The organism is Streptomyces sp. Rer75, from assembly GCF_013414305.1.
In the GTDB taxonomy this organism is placed as follows: domain Bacteria; phylum Actinomycetota; class Actinomycetes; order Streptomycetales; family Streptomycetaceae; genus Streptomyces; species Streptomyces himastatinicus.
On the sequence record NZ_CP058693.1, the window covers coordinates 6,517,892 to 6,535,204 of the forward strand.

Here is a 17,313-nt window from a genome sequence, read left to right on the forward strand (position 1 = left end):
TGCGTCTGATCCGCTCGACGACGCGCAGGAGAACCACCGCACCATGCACTATCAGGACGTACTCGACGAGGTCGCGGCCCATGTGGCGCCCCACATCGGCCGGGGGCAGGTGGCCCAGTACATCCCCGCGCTCGCGGCGGTCGACCCGGATCAGTTCGGCATCGCCCTCGCGGACGTCGACGGCAACGTCACCGGGGTCGGCGACTGGGAGCGCCCCTTCTCCGTGCAGTCGATCTCCAAGGCGTTCGGCCTCGCCCTCGTCCTCGCGCAGGACGGGGAGAAGCTGTGGCGGCGGGTCGGCCGGGAGCCCTCGGGCAACCCGTTCAACTCCCTGGTGCAGCTGGAGCACGAGAACGGCATCCCGCGCAATCCGTTCATCAACGCCGGCGCGCTGGTCGTCACCGACCGGCTGCACAGCCTCACCGGCGACGCCAGCACCACCATGCTGGAGTTCCTGCGCGCCGAGAGCGGCAACCCCGAGCTGGGCTTCGACCCGGTCGTCGCCGAGTCCGAGTCCGGCCACGGCGACCGCAACGCCGCCCTCGCGCACTTCATGGCGAGCTACGGCAACCTCGACAACCCCGTACCGACCGTCCTGGAGCACTACTTCTGGCAGTGCTCGATCGAGATGAGCTGCCGCGACCTGGCCCTCGCGGGCGGCTTCCTGGCCCGTCACGGACTGCGCGCGGACGGCTCCCGGCTGCTGTCGCGGCGCGAGGCGAAGCGGGTCAACGCGGTCATGCTCACCTGCGGGACGTACGACGCGGCGGGCGACTTCGCGTACCGCGTCGGGCTGCCCGGCAAGAGCGGGGTGGGCGGCGGGATCATCGCCGTGATCCCGGGGCGGTGCACGCTGTGCGTGTGGAGCCCCGGTCTGGACGCGCGCGGCAACTCGGTGGCCGGGGTGGCGGCGCTGGACCACTTCACCACGGTGACCGAGTGGTCGGTGTTCTGAAGGGCGTCCAGGGTGGCGCCGCGCCCGTGGTGGCGGGAGCATGGTGGTGTAGCAGGAGGTGTGGCGCCATGCAGCACGAGATGCGCGCGGAGTACGAGGAGGGCAGCTCCGGGCGAGTGGCGGGCGCGCCGGTCAAGATCTGGCACATGGTCCGGGGCAACGGCACGACCGCGATGTGCGGCCGCGAGCTGGCCCCGGACGCCGAGACGCAGGAGGCGGACCTGTGGGCCACGGGCGACTCCGGGCCCTTCTGCCACTCCTGCGGCGCGATGTATCTGCGCGAGGTCCCTTGAGCGACGGCGGGAGCGACTACCGGGAGCGGGCATCGCGGCTGGGCGGCGGCGCGGTGGTGTGGTCCCGCACCGTTGGGGCCGGGCCGCAGCGGGTGCTGCCCGACGGCTGTACGGACCTGATCTGGATCGACGGCAGGCTGCTGGTCGCCGGGCCCGACACCCGCGCCCATCTGACCGGCGGTCCCGCGGGGACGCGCGCCGTGGGGCTGCGCTTCGCCCCGGGTGCGGGGCCCGCGGTGCTGGGCGTACCGGCCTGCGAACTGCGTGATCAACGGGTGCCGTTGGCCGCGCTGTGGCCGGAGGCCGAGGTGCGCAGGCTGGCGGAGCGAGCCGCGGGCGGGCAGGTCGGGCAGGTGGGGCGGGTGCTGGAGGCCGCCGCGCGGGACCGGCTGCGGGGCGCGGAGCCCGCCGATCCGGTGGTGGGCGCGGTCGTCGCGGGGCTCTCGGGCGGGCGGAGCGTGGCGGAGGTGGCCGGGGCGGTGGGCCTGGGCGCCCGGCAGCTGCACCGGCGGTCGCTGGCGGCGTTCGGGTACGGGCCGAAGACGCTGGGCCGGGTGCTGCGGCTGAACCGGGCGCTGGAGCTGGCGCGCGGCGGGGTGCCGTTCGCGGAGGTGGCGGCGGTGGCCGGGTACGCGGACCAGGCGCATCTGGCGCGGGAGGTGCGGGGGCTGACGGGCGTACCCCTGGGCGGGCTGCTGGGGCCCGCCTAGGGTCCGCAAAACCTCGTCGGGGGGCCGTCAGCCGGGCAGCGGGGCGAACAGGTCGACGTTGTTGCCGTCCGGGTCCAGGACGGTCGCGTAGCGCTGCCCCCAGAAGGCGTCCCAGGGCTCCTTGGAGCCCCGTACGCCCGCTTCCGTGAGCTTGGCGTACGCGGCGTCCACCTCGGCCGGGCTGTCGCACAGGAAGGCCAGTGCCACCCGTCCCGGCCCGCTCGGCAGCGGGGTCTCGGCCGCGTCCCACATCAGGCGCAGCCCGCCCGGCAGGGTGGCCTCGGCGTGCGGCTGGGCGTCGGCCTCGGCGGGGATGTCCAGGCCGAGCATGCGGTAGAAGGCGAGGGAGGCGGCCATGTCAGCGACGGCCAGCCCGATCGCGTCGAATCGTGGTGTCATGCGGGCAGCGTAGGCAGCCCGCGACCCGCCGGTCTTGAACGAATCGGACACCGGCGCGACACCCCCTACGGGCAGCGGATGACCTGGCCGCCGTACGACAGGTTGCCGCCGAAGCCGAACAGCAGCACCGGGCTTCCGGAGGGGATCTCGCCGCGTTCGACCAGCTTGGACAGGGCGAGCGGAACGCTGGCCGCCGAGGTGTTCCCGGAGTCCACGACATCGCGCGCGATCACCGCGTTGACCGCGCCGAGCTTGCGGGCGACCGGTTCGATGATCCGCAGGTTGGCCTGGTGGAGCACGACACCGGCCAGGTCCGCCGGTTCGATCCCGGCGCGGGCGCACACCTCGCGGGCTATGGGCGGCAGTTGGGTGGTGGCCCAGCGGTACACGGACTGGCCCTCCTGCGCGAAGCGCGGCGGGGTGCCCTCGATACGGACGGCGTTGCCCATCTCGGGCACCGAACCCCACACCACCGGCCCGATGCCCGGCTCCTCGGCCGCCGTCACCACGGCCGCGCCCGCACCGTCGCCCAGCAGGACGCAGGTGGAGCGGTCGGTCCAGTCCGCGGCCTCGGTGAACTTGTCCGCGCCGACGACCAGCGCGGCGGTCGCCGACCCGGCCCGTATCGCGTGGTCGGCGGTGGCCAGGGCGTGGGTGAAGCCGGCGCACACCACGTTGATGTCCATGGCGGCGGGGCAGGCCAGGCCCAGCCGGGCGGCGACGCGGGCGGCCATGTTGGGGCTGCGGTCGATGGCGGTGGACGTGGCGACCAGCACCATGTCGATGTCGGTGGGGGCGAGGCCGCTGTGGGCGAGGGCCTTGGCGGCGGCCGCCGCGGCCATCTCGTCCACCGTCTCGTCGGAGCGCGCCACATGGCGGGTGCGGATCCCGACCCGGCTGCGGATCCACTCGTCGCTGGTGTCGACCATGGCGGCGAGGTCGTCGTTGGTGAGTACCTTCGCGGGCTGGTAGTGGCCGAGCGCCTGTACGCGTGATCCGGTCATCCGTCCAGTCTTGGGGGCCGCGGGCCCGTCCGGTGCACGGGCACCTGACAACGTATGGCCCCGAGATCTGGAGCTTTCGGCCTTCCCAGCCGTCGGTGGCGGCCTTCCGGTGTATGGCCGCCACCGCGCTCATGGCCGCACGGTCAGGAGAGCTGGCCGTCGTAGTCCGGGAGCTTGAAGGTCTTCTCGGCGTGGCCGCCGACCAGGTCGGTGGGGCTGTTGCCGATGTTGGCGATGATCGTGTAGCCCTTCTTCTCGATCTCCGCGCGCTTGGCCGTCTTGTACGCGGCGACCTCGTCGAAGAGGTCGGGGAGGCTGCGTACGTACAGCCCGGCCACCGGGTAGCCCACCGTCTCCAGGTTGTACTGGGTGGGCAGGGTGAGGATGTCCGGGCGCGCGGTGACGAAGAAGAGGTCGACGCCGCGGGTGTGCGCGTACTTCATGAGCTGGAGGACCGGCTCCACGGGGGGTGCCGGGAAGGCGAACTTGAAGTCCGACTCCAGCGAGGTGTTGTCGATGTCGAGGACGATGGCCTGCTTCTCGCCCCCGGGGTTCTGGGTGCGCTGCTCGACGTAGGGCCGGGCCTGGTCGATGACGGCCTTCACGTCGCGCTTCCAGGTCTCGTAGTCGACCTTCGCGGCGGCGGTTCTGGCGGCGGTTCCGGTGGCGCTCGGCGTGGCGGCGGACGTGGCCGCGGCGGTGGCCGTCGTGGCCGTACCTCCCAGGCCGATGGCGATGGCCGCGGCCACCGTCGTCACGCCGAGCCGTCGTGATCGCACGCGTGCTGGAGTCATGGGTTCCGTCCCTCGTCGTCGTGTCGAAGTGTGTGCCCGAGTGGCATGTTCACGTTCGACGGTGGACATGAGAAGGCCGATGCGTTTACTGATGAGTAACGATTCGCGCGGAGGGACCTTCTCGGGCCGGAAATAGGCCAACGACACGTGCCCTGCCGTTCATTGACTGGTCAGCCGATAGATGGGTATGTCATGTACTGAAGGGCCGGCCTGGACCCCGGCGGTGCACGCACCCCGCCCGGACGTCGTGTCACCTCCAGAGCTCCGGTGTCGCGCGCCTCCACCCTGCCGAGGAGGCTTGCATGTTCGATGATCGGCCCGCCTTCGGCGTCCGTGTGCGTGTGCTGGGCGGTGTCACGGTCGCTGAGGTCGCGGGAGAGCTGGACATCTTCGCCGCGGGACGGATCTCCGCACGGCTCGATTCCCTGGCCCGTACGGGATGCCCGGATCTGGTGCTGGACCTGCGGCAAGTCACCTTCCTGGACTGCGCCGGGCTGTCGTTACTGTGCCGGCTGCGCAACCGTGTGCTGGAGCGGGAGGGCCGGTTGCGGCTGGTCATCGTCGATCCGCGGTTCCTGCGACTGCTGCGGATGGTCCGGCTGGAGGACGCCTTCGAGGTGCTGGAGGATCTGACACCGGAGGTCGCGGGCGCGGGGAACGCGGCGGCGGGCGGGAGCGGCGACGTTCTCGCATGAGGAACTCGCGTGAGGATCTCGCGTGAGGCGCCCGCGTGAGGCGTCCGCGTGAAACGTGGATGCGCGCTGCGTATCTGACCAGACGTCAATAGGAAGAAAAGAACTTCACTCGAACGAGCGTTTTTCGCTCGGGGAATGGCGCGTCCCTCTCTCTGTAACCGGCGGTCACCCCCTTACGCTCGCCTGCACGTCACCCAGGGCCCGGCGGATCTGCACCCGATGCTCCACTCTGCCCGCTTCCGGGAGTCCGAGGACGGTGAAAGGGGGCAGTGTGCCGTTCCGAGGGGAATTCGTGATGTCGCAGCAAGGCGCTCCCCGTGGCGCACCGATGCCGCAGGGGGCGTCACACGCGACGCCGGACGCCGCGCCGGGCTCCGACGCGGCCGCCGGTGGCTTATGCCGTCTGCCGGACCACCCGGACCCGGCCCCGTACGCCCGTACGTCCCGCGTCGGCGGATACACCGTCGTCGCACTGCACGGTGAGATCGACATCGCCGGGCTGGCGGGCGTCGGCCCGGCACTGGACGCCGCCACGGGCGCCCGGGCGCCCGAGGTCGTGGTCGACTTGACGCCGACGACGTTCTTCGACTGCTCCGGTCTGGGGCTGCTGTGCCGCGCCCACCGCCGGGTGGCCGAGCGCGGCGGCCGGCTGCGGCTGGTGTGCGACGACCCCCTGATCCTGCGCACCCTGCGGGTGGGCGGGCTGCTCGAGGTGCTCGGCCCGGTGGCCACGCTGGAGGACGCGGTCGGCGAGGAGTGACACGTCGGACGGGCGGCACGTCTGGGCGCGCCGTACGTGTCTGGACGCGAGGCACGTCCGGGTGCGCGATACGTCAGACGCGCGGTGGCGTCACTCCGTGGCCCCGGTGCGGCCGCCCGCGGCCCCAGCCGTGGCGACGGGGGCGGTGGCGGTGGTGGTGGCGGGCCGGGAGATCGCTGTGGCGATCGGGCGCGATCTTGTTGCCGGTCTGGGCGTTGACGCGGTGGATCAGCAGCACGCCCACGGCGATCATCGCCAGGATCACGGCCACACCGACGACGGTCTCCATGGTGTTCACTCCCTGGGGCCGGGCCCGGCCTGGAGGAATCCCGGCCGAAATGCGCGAAACCTTGGTGAATACACCGTACCTCCGCCCGGAAGCGAGAGCGCCCCGCGCGCAGAGGTCTGCCGGGACACACCCGCCGCCCGCACCGGTGTCGGGGGACCGGGTGCGGGCGGCGTGCCCTGATCAGTGGCTCAGGGGCTCACAGTGGCCTGGGGGCGTTCAGTGGGCCTTGGCGAGGTCCTTCTTCTGGAGGGCGGCCAGGCCGTTGGCCCACAGCTGGTTCACGCGGTTGATCTCGGCCCGGTTCGGCTGCGCGTTCTTGCAGGACGTCCCCGGGCCGCCACCGGACATCAGCTCGCTGCACGGGCCCGAGTAGTGGTCCGGCAGACCGAGTACGTGGCCGGTCTCGTGCGCGGTGACCCGCGTGGAGTCGTACTGCTGGTTCTGCTTGTAGTCCAGGAAGATGTAGCCGCTGCCGTGGCCGTCGGTGCTCGCGTACGACCCTCTGGAGTCGTTGCCCTCGCGGTACGTGAAGTCGGGATTGCTGCCTTCCTGGAGCTTCACGTTGCTCACCGACGCGTTCCATATCTGGGTGCTGCGGGCTATCACCGACTTGAAGGTCGGCGCCGAGCTTGCGCTGTAGGTGACGGTGACCGCGGCGGCCGCGCTGGGCGCCTTCGCCCGCTTGGCCAGCGCCGACTTCATCACGGCCTTGATGAAGGCGTCGGTGTCGGCCTTCTCCTCGGCACCGGGGACGTACCCGGCGGACGCGGTGGTCGTGGCGGACCGGGTGTGGTCGGGCGTGGCCGCCGACGCGGGCACGGCGGCGAGGCTCGCCGCCAGACCGAGGCCGAGGGTCGCGGACAGCGTCAACTTGGGAAGTGTCACGTGGGGGGCTCCTCATCGTCCTCGGGCCCCCGACCGCCGTGTGGGGTGCGGCGGTGGGAGCCCTGGGGAACTCTTGGTGCCGCAGAGTCTTGAGGAGATCCGGCGTGGCGCGGAGATGCCAACCGGCGATAGTCCCATGGCATATCCCGCGGCGGACCGGGACGATCCTCCACGGGCGCCGCCGATGCGCCGCGGAATGCCGACTCGCCCCGCAGAAAGGGGAATTGGCGCGGTTTCAGTGTCTGGTGTGACGCGCGAGAGCGCCGTTATGCTCCCGCCGTGGAGCTCGAGGTGAGGCACCTTCGTGCGCTGTGCGCCATTGCCGACACCGGCAGCCTACGGAAGGCGGCGCGACAGCTGGGCATGAGCCAGCCCTCTTTGACGACACAGCTCCGGCGCATCGAGAACACCGTCGGCGGCCGGTTGTTCTCGCGGGAGGTCACCGGCAGCCGCCCCACCCCGCTGGGGAGGTCCCTGCTGAACCGGGCCCGGCCCATCGTGGCCGAGATGAACGCCCTCGTCAGCGAGGTCCGGTTGGAGGTGGGGCAGACCGCGGGCGGGGCCCTGCGCATCGGCAGCACCGGCAGCAGGGTCGTGGTCGGATGGCTGCGCAGGCTCCGCTCCCGCTTCCCGGACACCGACACCACCATCCACATGGACGTGTCCGCGAACGCGCTGCTGGAGATGGTCGCCGCGCAGCAGCTCGACGCCGCCTTCGTCCACGAGGTCGAGGGCGCCCCGCTGCGGGTCCCCGAAGGGGTGCACCGCCGGGTGCTGCTGGCCCGCGAACCGCAGTTCGTGGCCCTCGCCGAGACGCATCCGGCCGCCGGCGCACCGGTGGTGCGGCTCACGGACCTCGCCGACGACCAGTGGATGGTCGACCCCGCGGGGGACGGCGAAGGGCCCGGGCTGCGCCGCGTCCTCACCGCCGCCGGGCTGAACCCCCGGGTGGTGTACGGGGACTATCTGACCGCCGCCGACCTGGTCGCCTCCGGGGAGGTGGTCGCCCCGTGCCAGCCCACGGCCCGGTCGCGTCCCGGCATGGTGGTGCGGCCGCTGCACGGGGATCCGCTGACGGTCGGGCTCTACCTGGCGTCGCGCGCGCCGGACGCGGGTGCCACGGACGCGGGCGGCGCGGCCGTCTCCGCCGACGTCGACGCGCTCTTCGCCGACCTGGAGACCGCGTACCTGGAGATCGCCTGGGCGAGCGACGCCTACCGCCAGTGGCTGCTGCGCAACGACAGCCCGCTGGTGCGGGTCCGCGACGCCCGTACGCCGGTCCCGCTGGCCGACATCGGCCTCGCGGGCCCGTCGGACGGCGCGTAGCGGTTGGGGTGTCGCTGCCTCAGTCGTCGATCGCCTGGTAGGCCAGCGTCCAGAAGTCGAGGTACACCGGCGAGAACTGCGGGAACTGCGCGCGCTGGGTCAGCAGGACCGCCACCATCTGCTCCGCGGGGTCCGAGGCCCAGGACGTGCCGAGCCCGCCGTCCCAGCCGAACCGCCCCGGCACCGCGGCGACCCCGTCCCGCCCGGTGACCACCGAAACCCCGAACCCCCAGCCCAGGTTGTCCCACGCCCCCGGGAGGAGGCCGGACACCGCCTTCTGGGCGGGCGTCAGCTGATCGGTCGTCATCAGCTCCACGGACGGCCGGGACAGGACGCGCCCGCCACCGTCGTACCGCCCCCGGTCCAGCATCATCCGGCCGAACGCCAGGAAGTCGTCCACCGTGGAGACCAGGCCCCCGCCGCCGTCCGGGAACGCGGGTGGCGCGGCCCACCGGCTGTCCTCGACCCCGTCGTACGGTTCGGGCTTCCCCGTCTCGGGGTCGGCGAGGTACGAGGTGGCCAGCCGGCCGAGCTTCTCCGGCGGTACGTGGAAGCCGGTGTCCGCCATGCCCAGGGGGTCGAAGATCCGCTCCCGCAGAAAGTCCTCCAGCGGGCGGCCGGTGGCCCGCGCGATGAGCACGCCCAGCACCTGGGAGCCGGTGTGGTACAGCCACTTCTCGCCCGGCTGGTGCATCAGCGGCAGGGTGCCCAGGCGCCGCATCCACTCATCGGGGTCCGGCGCCGCGGCGGGGTCCGGCATTCCCGCCCCGACCCCCAGCTCCTGGACCGCGCGCGCCATGGGAACGTCCTGCGGGCCCATCAGCATGCCGAGGCCCAGCCGGAACGTCAGCAGATCGCGCAGGGTGATCGGGCGGACCGCCGGAACGGTGTCCTCCAGTGGCCCGTCGATCCGGCGGAGCACCCGCCGGTCGGCCAGCTCGGGCAGCAGCCGGTCCACCGGGTCGTCCAGCCGCAGCACGCACTCCTCGACCAGGATCATCGCCGCGACCGCGATGACCGGCTTCGTCATCGAGGCGATCCGGAAGATCGTGTCCCGGCGCATCGGGTCCTCGCCGTCGACCGCCTTCGTGCCGATCACATCCACATGTGTCTCACCGCGCCTGCTGAGTGCCGTGATCAGCCCGGGCGCCTCGCCCCGGTCGACATGGCGGGCCATCACGTCGTGCATCCGGCCCAGCCGCGCGATCGAGAATCCTCCGTCACCCATGTGCGTGTCCCCGTTCGTCCGGTGAGAGCTGCCCGGTGAGAGCTGCCCGTGAAGACTCCCACAGGGCACTGACAGTCTCCGGTGGGAGGTGGATCAGCCCAGGTCGGGCGGTGCGCCGGGCAGTGGCTGCTCCGCCCAGATCGTCTTCCCCTCCGCGGTCTGCCGGCTGCCCCAGCGGCGGCTGAGCTGGGCGACCAGCAGCAGCCCGCGGCCGCCCTCGTCAAAGGTGCGGGCGCGGCGCAGATGCGGGGCGGTGTTGCTGGCGTCGGACACCTCGCAGATCAGCGAGTGGTCGTGGATCAGGCGCAGCTGGATGGGCGGCAGCGCGTGCCGGATGGCGTTGGTGACCAGCTCGCTGACGACCAGTTCGGTGGTGAACACGGCGTCGTCCAGACCCCAGTCGGTCAGCCGCTCGGTGACGTCCCGGCGGGACCGGGCGACACAGGCCGGGTCGGCGGGCACGTCCCAGGTGGCCACGTGCGCCGCGTCCAGGGCGTGGGTCCGGGCGAGGAGCAGGGCGACGTCGTCCAGCACGCCGTGCTCGGGCAGCAGCGCGCGCAGGACGGTGTCACAGGTGCCCTCCAGGGAGGCGGCGGGCTGGGTCAGCGCCTCGGCCAGCAGCACGCGCCCCTCGTCCACGTCCCGGTCCCAGCCGCCCAGCAGGCCGTTGGTGTAGAGGGCGAGCACGGTGTCCTCGGGCAGTTCGAGGTCCATCACCTCGAACGGCAGCCCGCCGACCCCCAGCGGCGGGCCCACCGGCAGGGTTGCGAACTCCACCGGGCCGCCGGGGGTGACCACGGCCGGTGCGGGATGTCCGGCCGCGGCCATGGCGCAGTGGTGCGTCACCGGGTCGTAGACCGCGTACAGGCAGGTGGCGCCGACGTCCCCGGCGGTCTCCTCGTCCCCGGCCTCCGCGGACAGATGGATCACGAGGTCGTCGAGATGGGTGAGGAGTTCGTCCGGCGGCAGATCCACATCGGCGAGGGTCCGCACCGCGGTGCGCAGCCGCCCCATGGTGGCCGACGCGTGGATGCCGTGGCCGACCACATCGCCCACCACCAGGGCGACCCGCGCCCCGGAGAGCGGGATCACGTCGAACCAGTCCCCGCCCGCCGCCGTGTACGGCCCGGCGGGCAGATAGCGGGACGCCACCTCCACCGCGGACGGCCGGAGCACCGCCTGCGGCAGCAGGCTGCGCTGGAGGGCCAGCGCGGTGTCGCGTTCCCGGGTGAAGCGGCGGGCGTTGTCCACGCAGACCGCGGCCCGCGTGGTGATCTCCTCGGCCAGCAGCACATCGTCCTGGGTGAACGGCCCGGGGCTGCGGTGGCGGATGAACACGGCCACCCCGAGGGTCGTTCCCCTCGCCCGGATCGGCACCGACATGATCGAGTGGATGCCGAACTCCTGGATCTTGGCGCCGCGGGCCGGCTTGAGGGCGGTCCATGCCGTGATGACGGGATCGTCGGCGGCGTAGATGATGGGCCGCCCCGCCACCAGGCACTCGGCCATCGGGGACAGCTCCGGATAGGTGTCCACCTTCCCCAGCTCGATCGCCGCCTCCGGAGCCGCCTCGTAGATCGACCTGTGGGCGGCGCGGCGCAGCACGATCGGGCCGGTGAGCGGGCCGGGCGGCAGTTCCTCGTCCTGGTCGAGCCGGTCCAGCAGGTCGACGGTGACGAAGTCGGCCAGCCGCGGTACGCACACCTCGGCCAGCTCCTGCGCGGTGCGGGTGATGTCGAGGGTGCTGCCGATCCGTACGCTGGCCTCGCTCAGCAGGAGCAGCCGCTGCCGGGCCCGGTACTGCTCGGTGATGTCGTGCGCCGCCAGGCAGACGCCGTGCACCTGGCCGTCCTTGGTCTTCAGCGGCGCGAAGTGGGCCGACCAGGCGTGCTCCTGCTCCTCGCCGCCGGTGCGCGGATACGTCTCCATGTGGCGCCGTTCGCCGGTGCGCAGCACATGCCGCATCAGCGCTTCGAGCCCCTCGCTGCGCAGCTTCCCGGCGATGTCCGCGAGCCGCAGCCCCCGGAGGTCGCCCTCGGGGAGGCCGATGACGCGTGCCATCTCGGCGTTCACCTTGCGCAGCCGCAGCTCGGTGTCATAGATCGCCATGGGGCAGGGCGACTGGGCGTACGCCCAGGTCAGGAGCGTCGCGTCGGAGGGTGCCGCGGTGTCGTCGGCGGGCAGCGGGGCGATCAGCAGCCAGCCGTCCCCGGTGCGGTGGGCCAGCAGCGCCACCTCCACCCGCCGCCCGTCGCGGTGGCGCACCGCCAGCGTGCCGCGCCAGCGCATCCGCACCGCCCGGGCCCGCTCCACCACGCCGTCGACCGGCTCGGCGAGCAGCGCCGCGGCGGGCCGCCCCACCACCTCCGACGGCGGGTAGCCGAGCAGCCGCCGGGCGCCGTCGTTCCAGCCGGTCACCGTGGCATCACCGCTGACGGTGACCCGCGCCGCGCCCGCTTCGTCCACGTATCCCAGCGTCGTCCACATTCGGCGGGGCATCAACCAGAGGTCACGGCCGGCGGGTCACGGCGCAAAAGAAGACCGCACCCGGCCGCGGTGGCGGGCCGGGTGCGGGCAGGGGGCCTGTCGGCCCCGGGGCCGGGTCAGGCCTTCTTGGTCTCCCAGAAGATCTTGTCGATCTGGGCGATGTAGTCCAGGGCCTTCTGGCCCGTGGCCGGGTCGGTCGAGCCCTTGGCGGCGCTGAGCGCCTTCAGGGTCTCGTTGACCAGCTGGTGCAGCTCCGGGTACTTCTCGAAGTGCGGGGGCTTGAAGTAGTCGCTCCACAGCACCGAGACGTGGTGCTTCGCCAGCTCCGCGCGCTCTTCCTTGATGACGGTGGCGCGGGCACGGAAGTGCGGGTCCTCGTTGGCCTGGAACTTCTCCTGGACGGCCTTCACGGACTCGGCCTCGATGCGGGCCTGGGCCGGGTCGTACACGCCGCACGGCAGGTCGCAGTGTGCGCTGACCTGAACCTTGGGGGCGAACAGGCGGGAGAGCATAGAGCTGTCCTTCCATTCGTGATCGTCTTCTCAGGTGCGAGATTACTCCGTGTGGGAAGGCTTTTCTCGGGCGGCCCGGGGGGCTTAGGTCAAAAGTCCGGTGACCGTCCGGGAGTCTTGAGGGTGTGACCTGGGATGGTGTGGGCGGATGGTGGCGTACGGACCGGAGGTTCTGTGATGCAGGAACAGCTGCACGATCGCGGGCAGGAGAGGGGCCGCGAGCAGCAGGGACTGCTGCGGATGGGGCTGGCCGAGGTGTACAACCCGTCGATGCAGCCGTCGCTGTACCCCGGTGACCAGTTGGTGGTGCGGTACGGGGTGCCCGTGCGGCCGGGGGACGTGGTGGTGCTCCGGCATCCCTTCCGGCAGGACCTGCTCATCGTCAAGCGCGCGGTGGAGCGCCGCGAGGGCGGCTGGTGGGTGATGGGGGACAACCCGGACGTGGAGAACGACAGCCGGGAGTTCGGCGTCGTACCGGACGAGCTGGTGGTGGCCCGGGCGTGGGTGCGGGTGCGGCCGCTGCCGGGGCGGCCCGGGGGCCGGGGTCAGCGGTCGATGACGGGGCTGCTGTCGTGGGCGGTGTCGGCGGTGCGGCCGGTGCGGTCGCGGTCGCGGGCCAGGGGTGTGGCGCGCGCGGCGGGCGCGGGGTCGGCGGCGGGCGCGGAGTCGGCCGAGCGGCCCGCGTCGAGGCGTTTACGGGCGCGGTAGGCGGCGACGTTGGCGCGGGTGGCGCAGCGGTCCGAGCAGTAGCGTCGGGATCGATTTGTCGATGTGTCGAGGTAGGCGTTGCGGCAGGGCGGGGCCTCGCAGATGCCGAGCCGGTCCGCGCCCAGTTCGGTGAGGTGGAACGCGAGCCCCATGGAGGCGGTCGCGGCGAATCCGGCGCTGGCGTTGGCGGCGTAGTCGGCGATGTGCATGTGCCAGTTGGGGCGGCCGTCCTCGTCCCGCAGCTCGTGCCCGGAGATCTGCGGGCTCACCGGGAACTCGATGAGCAGCGCGTTGAGCAGGTCCACCGCCAGGACCTCGTCCCCGTCCGCCGCCGCCTCGAAGACCGCGCGCAGCCGGGCCCGGACCGACCGCAGCCGGGTGACGTCGGCGTCCGTCGCGCGCCGGGTCGCCTGCTGGCTCTCGCCGAAGAGGGTGCGTACGGCGTCGACCGAGGTGAGCGCGTCGGTGCCGCGTGCGGGCTCCTCGCTGTTGACCAGACGCACGGCGAGATCTGAGTAATAAGCCAGTTCCACTTGTGGTCCTTACGGGGGGCGGTCTAGGGTCGGTTCGGTCAGGTCGAGTAATGGGCGCTCTGCGCGCCAGGGTATTACGTACTACGACGGCTTGGAGGAGCGCGATGACGGACACCCTCGCCGCGGCGGACTGGCAGGCGTGGCAACGGAGCTGGGACCGGCAGCAGGAGTGGTACCTCCCCGATCGTGAGGAGCGGTTCCGGGCGATGCTCGACGCGGTCGAGGCGCTGGTCGGACCGGAGCCGAGAATCCTCGACCTCGCGTGCGGCACGGGCAGTATCTCGGATCGGGCGCTGCGCCGCTTCCCCGGTGCCACCAGCACCGGCGTCGATCTGGACCCCGCGCTGCTGGCCATCGCGCGCGGGTACTTCGCGGGGGACGGCCGCATCACCTTCGTCAGCGTGGACCTGCGCGACCCCGGGTGGACCGGGCGGCTGCCGCACCCCACGTACGACGCGGTGCTCACCGCCACCGCCCTCCACTGGCTGCGCTCCGATGAACTCCGGACGCTGTACGGCCAGGTGGCGGGGGTGCTGCGGGACGGCGGGGTGTTCCTGAACGCCGACCACATGCCGGACCCGGACACCCCCCGGCTCAACGACGCCGACCGCACCTATCGCAAGGAGCGGCAGGCCCGGGCCAAGGCCGAGGGCGCCCAGGACTGGGTGGACTGGTGGGGCGCCGCCGCCGCGGACCCGGTGCTGGCGGAACCCGTCGCCGAGCGGTTCACGATCTTCGGCAACCCGGCGGACGGCGACCACGAGGACGGCGAGGCGCAGTCCGTGAGCTGGCACGCGGACGCGCTGCGCGAGGCGGGCTTCGCCGAGGCGAGGCCCGTGTGGTGCTCGGTCTCGGACGCGATGGTGCTCGGGCTCAAGTAACGGCCGAGGGCGGTACGGAGCCCTCACGCCCCGTACCGCCCTCGCGTCGTTCGCCTACGGCACCTTCGCCTACGGCACCTACAGCACCTACAGCACCTTGGACAGGAACGACTTCGTCCGCTCGTGCTGCGGGTTCGTCAGCACCTCACGCGGAAGCCCGGACTCCACGACCACTCCGTCGTCCATGAAGACGACCGAGTCGCCGACCTCCCGGGCGAAGCCCATCTCATGCGTGACGACGATCATCGTCATGCCGTCCTCCGCGAGCCCGCGCATCACATCGAGGACGTCCCCGACGAGCTCCGGGTCGAGCGCCGAGGTCGGCTCGTCGAAGAGCATCAGCTTCGGCTCCATGGCCAGCGCCCGCGCGATCGCGACCCGCTGCTGCTGGCCGCCGGAGAGCTGCGAGGGGTAGTTGCCCGCCTTGTCGGCGAGGCCCACCCGGTCCAGCAGCTTCCGCGCCCGCTCCCGGGCGACCGCCTTGGTCTCCCGCTTGACCTGCACCGGCGCCTCGATCACGTTCTCCAGCGCGGTCATGTGCGGGAAGAGGTTGAAGCGCTGGAAGACCATGCCGATGTCGCGGCGCTTGGCGGCGACCTCGCGGTCCTTCAGCTCGTAGAGCTTGTCGCCCTTCTGCCGGTAGCCGACCAGGTCGCCGTCCACGTACAGCCGCCCGGAGTTGATCTTCTCCAGGTGGTTGATGCAGCGCAGGAAGGTGGACTTCCCGGAGCCGGACGGGCCGATCAGACAGAACACCTCGCGCGGGGCGACCTCGAGGTCGATCCCCTTGAGGACCTGTACCGCGCCGAAGGACTTGTGGACGCCCTCGGCCTTCACCATGGCGTTCATACGCTCACATCCCCTGGCGGTTGGAGCCGGACAGCAGGTTGATCCGGATGCGCTGCAACGGCGTCGCGGGCAGGTTCCGGGAGGTGCCGCGCGCGTAGTAGCGCTCCAGGTAGTACTGGCCCACGCTGAGCACCGAGGTGAGGATCAGGTACCAGGCGGCGGCGAGGAAGAGCATCTCGGCGGTGGCGCCGGAGTTCTGGCCGACCTCCGAGGTGGCCTGGAGCAGGTCCCAGTACTGGACCGCGATCACCAGCGAGGTGGTCTTGAGCATGTTGATGAACTCGTTGCCGGTCGGCGGCACGATCACCCGCATGGCCTGCGGCAGGACGACCCGGCGCAGCGTCTTGGCGTGGCTCATGCCCAGCGCCTGGGCGGCCTCGGTCTGGCCCTCGTCGACGGACTGGATGCCCGCCCGGCAGATCTCCGCCATGTACGCGGCCTCGTTCAGCCCGAGGCCCAGCAGGGCGGCCAGGAACGGGGTCATGAAGTCCGACCACTCGTCCTTGTAGATCGGCATGATGTTGATGTAGTGGAAGACCAGCCCCAGGTTGAACCACACCAGCAGCTGCACATAGACCGGGGTGCCGCGGAAGAACCAGATGTAGCCCCAGGCGATGGAGGACGTCACCGGGTTCTTCGAGAGCCGCATCACGGCCAGGACGATGCCGAGGGCCACGCCGAGCACCATCGAGAGGATGGTGATCCAGATGGTGTTGCGGACGCCCTTGAGGACTTCGCCGTCGAAGAAGTAGTCCGGGATGGCGTCCCAGTTCACATCGCCCTTGGCGAAGGCGTAGACGAGCGTCACCAGCAGGGCGATGGCGACGACCGCGGAGATCCAGCGGCCGTAGTGCCGCACCGGGATGGCCTTGATGCTCTCCGGTGCGGGAGACGGGGTGCCGACGGGCCCCGTCTTGTCGATCTTCGTTGTCACGGGTGAGTGCCTTTCAGCGCGAGCGCGCGAGCTTCAGGGTCGGCCGGGGTCACTTGCCGCCGTTGATGATGGCCTTGGTGACCGCGCCCTCCTTGACGCCCCACTTCGCGACGAGCTTGTCGTATTCGCCGTTCGCGATGATGAGGGCGAGTGCCTGCTGGAGGGCGTCGCGCAGCTCGGTGTTGTCCTTGGAGACGGCGATGCCGTACGGCGCCGCGTCCACCTGCTCGCCCACCAGCTGGAAGTCCTTGCCGCCGCCGGAGGTCTTCACCGCGTACGCGGCCACGGGGAAGTCGCTGGACCCCGCCGCGGCACCCCCGCCGCGCAGCCGGGTCTGGGCCTCGGTGTCATTGCCGAACGCCTCGACCGCGATCTTCCTCTTGCCGCCCTTCTCGCACTTCTTCGACTCCGCCTTGGCCAGATCGTGCGAGACGGTGCCGCGCTGCACGACGATCTTCTTGCCGCAGAGGTCGTCCCAGGTCTTGATGCCCTGGTCGTCGCCCTTCCTGGTGTAGATCGAGACACCGGCGGTCAGATAGTCGACGAAGTCGACGCCCTCGCCGGCCTTCTTGCCGGTGTCGGGGTCGACGCCCTCCTGGCGGCCCTTGTTGTCGGTCATGGCCGACATGGCGATGTCGTAGCGCTGCGACCGCAGACCGGACAGCAGGGTGTCGAACGTGGCGTTGTTGAACTCGAACCTGACGCCCAGGACGTCGCCGAGCGCGTCCGCCAGGTCCGGGTCGAGCCCCATGACCTTGCCGTTCTTCTTGAATTCGACCGGCGGGTAGTTGATGTCGGAGCCGACCTTGATCACACCCGCGTCCTGGATCTTCTGCGGCAGCTTGCTGAAGAGCGGACCCTTGTCGGCGGCGTTGCTGGAATTACCCTGCTTCGCCTTGTTGGTCTGGTCGCCACAGCCCGTCAGCAGCAGGGCGCCCACGACCGCGACGGCGCCGACAGCGGCCGTCCGGGACTTCGTGGTGACCCGACGACGCGTGAAGCTGGCGGTCATGCTGGTTCCTCCGGCAGGGTGAGAGGGTGTCCGAGGGTCGGGAACACGCGTGTGGGTGT

The 17,313-nt window shown here is 71.5% G+C and carries 19 protein-coding genes and 1 pseudogene; 8 read left to right on the forward strand and 12 right to left on the reverse strand.

Features of this window, described 5'->3' with window-relative positions; translation table 11 throughout:
- Window positions 1–43 precede the first annotated feature (43 nt).
- The 3 genes from HYQ63_RS28325 (at window position 44) to HYQ63_RS28335 (ending at window position 1,958) form a co-directional block, all read left to right on the forward strand.
- On the forward strand, window positions 44–955 hold the full coding sequence (locus tag HYQ63_RS28325) for a glutaminase (RefSeq protein ID WP_179936698.1): 912 nt from the start codon (window positions 44–46) through the stop codon (window positions 953–955).
- Between the two features lie 68 nt (window positions 956–1,023).
- Window positions 1,024–1,248, forward strand: coding sequence for a hypothetical protein (locus tag HYQ63_RS28330; RefSeq protein WP_179936699.1), 225 nt, complete (start codon window positions 1,024–1,026; stop codon window positions 1,246–1,248).
- Window positions 1,245–1,958, forward strand: coding sequence for a helix-turn-helix transcriptional regulator (locus HYQ63_RS28335; protein ID WP_179936700.1), 714 nt, complete (start codon window positions 1,245–1,247; stop codon window positions 1,956–1,958). Before HYQ63_RS28330 ends, HYQ63_RS28335 begins: the two co-directional genes overlap by 4 nt.
- A 27-nt stretch (window positions 1,959–1,985) precedes the next feature.
- On the opposite strand, the gene HYQ63_RS28340 is transcribed toward HYQ63_RS28335, so the two are convergent.
- From HYQ63_RS28340 to HYQ63_RS28350, 3 genes are all read right to left on the reverse strand, one after another.
- Window positions 1,986–2,357: a VOC family protein gene (locus HYQ63_RS28340; protein WP_257232214.1), complete on the reverse strand. Its 372-nt coding sequence runs from the start codon at window positions 2,355–2,357 to the stop codon at window positions 1,986–1,988.
- Window positions 2,358–2,422: 65 nt separating this feature from the next.
- The gene (locus HYQ63_RS28345) at window positions 2,423–3,361 is read right to left on the reverse strand and encodes a beta-ketoacyl-ACP synthase III (RefSeq protein ID WP_179936702.1); all 939 of its coding nucleotides are present in this window, start codon (window positions 3,359–3,361) and stop codon (window positions 2,423–2,425) included.
- A gap of 143 nt (window positions 3,362–3,504) precedes the next feature.
- Window positions 3,505–4,155: an HAD family acid phosphatase gene (locus tag HYQ63_RS28350; protein WP_179936703.1), complete on the reverse strand. Its 651-nt coding sequence runs from the start codon at window positions 4,153–4,155 to the stop codon at window positions 3,505–3,507.
- Window positions 4,156–4,457: 302 nt separating this feature from the next.
- Between HYQ63_RS28350 and HYQ63_RS28355 the strand changes: the two genes are divergently transcribed.
- Together HYQ63_RS28355 and HYQ63_RS28360 are read left to right on the forward strand one after the other, a co-directional pair.
- Window positions 4,458–4,850, forward strand: coding sequence for an STAS domain-containing protein (locus tag HYQ63_RS28355; RefSeq protein ID WP_179936704.1), 393 nt, complete (start codon window positions 4,458–4,460; stop codon window positions 4,848–4,850).
- 295 nt (window positions 4,851–5,145) lie between these two features.
- Window positions 5,146–5,610 (forward strand): STAS domain-containing protein, encoded by a 465-nt coding sequence (locus HYQ63_RS28360; RefSeq protein WP_306664844.1) that lies wholly within the window; start codon window positions 5,146–5,148, stop codon window positions 5,608–5,610.
- 73 nt (window positions 5,611–5,683) lie between these two features.
- On the opposite strand, the gene HYQ63_RS28365 is transcribed toward HYQ63_RS28360, so the two are convergent.
- Window positions 5,684–5,899: a hypothetical protein gene (locus HYQ63_RS28365; RefSeq protein WP_179936705.1), complete on the reverse strand. Its 216-nt coding sequence runs from the start codon at window positions 5,897–5,899 to the stop codon at window positions 5,684–5,686.
- A gap of 216 nt (window positions 5,900–6,115) precedes the next feature.
- Window positions 6,116–6,784 carry a snapalysin gene (gene snpA / locus HYQ63_RS28370; protein WP_179936706.1) on the reverse strand — a complete coding sequence of 223 codons (669 nt, stop codon included), beginning with the start codon at window positions 6,782–6,784 and terminating at the stop codon, window positions 6,116–6,118.
- Window positions 6,785–7,075: 291 nt separating this feature from the next.
- Between snpA and HYQ63_RS28375 the strand changes: the two genes are divergently transcribed.
- A complete protein-coding gene (locus tag HYQ63_RS28375; protein WP_179940599.1) occupies window positions 7,076–8,110 on the forward strand; it encodes a LysR family transcriptional regulator in 1,035 nt (344 codons plus the stop codon).
- A gap of 19 nt (window positions 8,111–8,129) precedes the next feature.
- Here HYQ63_RS28375 and HYQ63_RS28380 read toward each other — a convergent pair whose 3' ends face one another.
- From HYQ63_RS28380 to sodN, 3 genes are all read right to left on the reverse strand, one after another.
- Window positions 8,130–9,338, reverse strand: a complete 1,209-nt coding sequence (locus tag HYQ63_RS28380; protein WP_179936707.1) for a serine hydrolase — start codon at window positions 9,336–9,338, stop codon at window positions 8,130–8,132.
- A 93-nt stretch (window positions 9,339–9,431) separates the two neighbouring features.
- A complete protein-coding gene (locus HYQ63_RS28385) occupies window positions 9,432–11,825 on the reverse strand; it encodes a SpoIIE family protein phosphatase (RefSeq protein WP_179940601.1) in 2,394 nt (797 codons plus the stop codon).
- 116 nt (window positions 11,826–11,941) lie between these two features.
- Window positions 11,942–12,337, reverse strand: a complete 396-nt coding sequence (gene sodN / locus HYQ63_RS28390) for a superoxide dismutase, Ni (RefSeq protein ID WP_009715136.1) — start codon at window positions 12,335–12,337, stop codon at window positions 11,942–11,944.
- Between the two features lie 270 nt (window positions 12,338–12,607).
- On the opposite strand from sodN, the pseudogene HYQ63_RS44935 reads away from it, so the two are divergent.
- Window positions 12,608–12,775 (forward strand): annotated as a pseudogene (locus tag HYQ63_RS44935) (S24 family peptidase); the annotation flags it as partial.
- Window positions 12,776–12,882: 107 nt separating this feature from the next.
- On the opposite strand, the gene HYQ63_RS28400 reads toward HYQ63_RS44935, so the two are convergent.
- Window positions 12,883–13,578, reverse strand: a complete 696-nt coding sequence (locus HYQ63_RS28400) for a CGNR zinc finger domain-containing protein (RefSeq protein ID WP_257232215.1) — start codon at window positions 13,576–13,578, stop codon at window positions 12,883–12,885.
- A 104-nt stretch (window positions 13,579–13,682) separates the two neighbouring features.
- Here HYQ63_RS28400 and HYQ63_RS28405 point away from each other — a divergent pair, with 104 nt between their 5' ends.
- Window positions 13,683–14,459, forward strand: a complete 777-nt coding sequence (locus HYQ63_RS28405; RefSeq protein WP_179936708.1) for a trans-aconitate 2-methyltransferase — start codon at window positions 13,683–13,685, stop codon at window positions 14,457–14,459.
- Window positions 14,460–14,546: 87 nt separating this feature from the next.
- Here HYQ63_RS28405 and HYQ63_RS28410 read toward each other — a convergent pair whose 3' ends face one another.
- Genes HYQ63_RS28410 through HYQ63_RS28420 form a run of 3 tightly spaced genes read right to left on the reverse strand, consistent with a single transcriptional unit; the run spans window position 14,547 to window position 17,254 of the window.
- Window positions 14,547–15,308 (reverse strand): amino acid ABC transporter ATP-binding protein, encoded by a 762-nt coding sequence (locus HYQ63_RS28410; RefSeq protein ID WP_306664845.1) that lies wholly within the window; start codon window positions 15,306–15,308, stop codon window positions 14,547–14,549.
- A gap of 4 nt (window positions 15,309–15,312) precedes the next feature.
- Window positions 15,313–16,242: an amino acid ABC transporter permease gene (locus tag HYQ63_RS28415; RefSeq protein ID WP_179936709.1), complete on the reverse strand. Its 930-nt coding sequence runs from the start codon at window positions 16,240–16,242 to the stop codon at window positions 15,313–15,315.
- Window positions 16,243–16,291: 49 nt separating this feature from the next.
- Window positions 16,292–17,254 carry an ABC transporter substrate-binding protein gene (locus tag HYQ63_RS28420; protein ID WP_179936710.1) on the reverse strand — a complete coding sequence of 321 codons (963 nt, stop codon included), beginning with the start codon at window positions 17,252–17,254 and terminating at the stop codon, window positions 16,292–16,294.
- Window positions 17,255–17,313 lie beyond the last annotated feature (59 nt).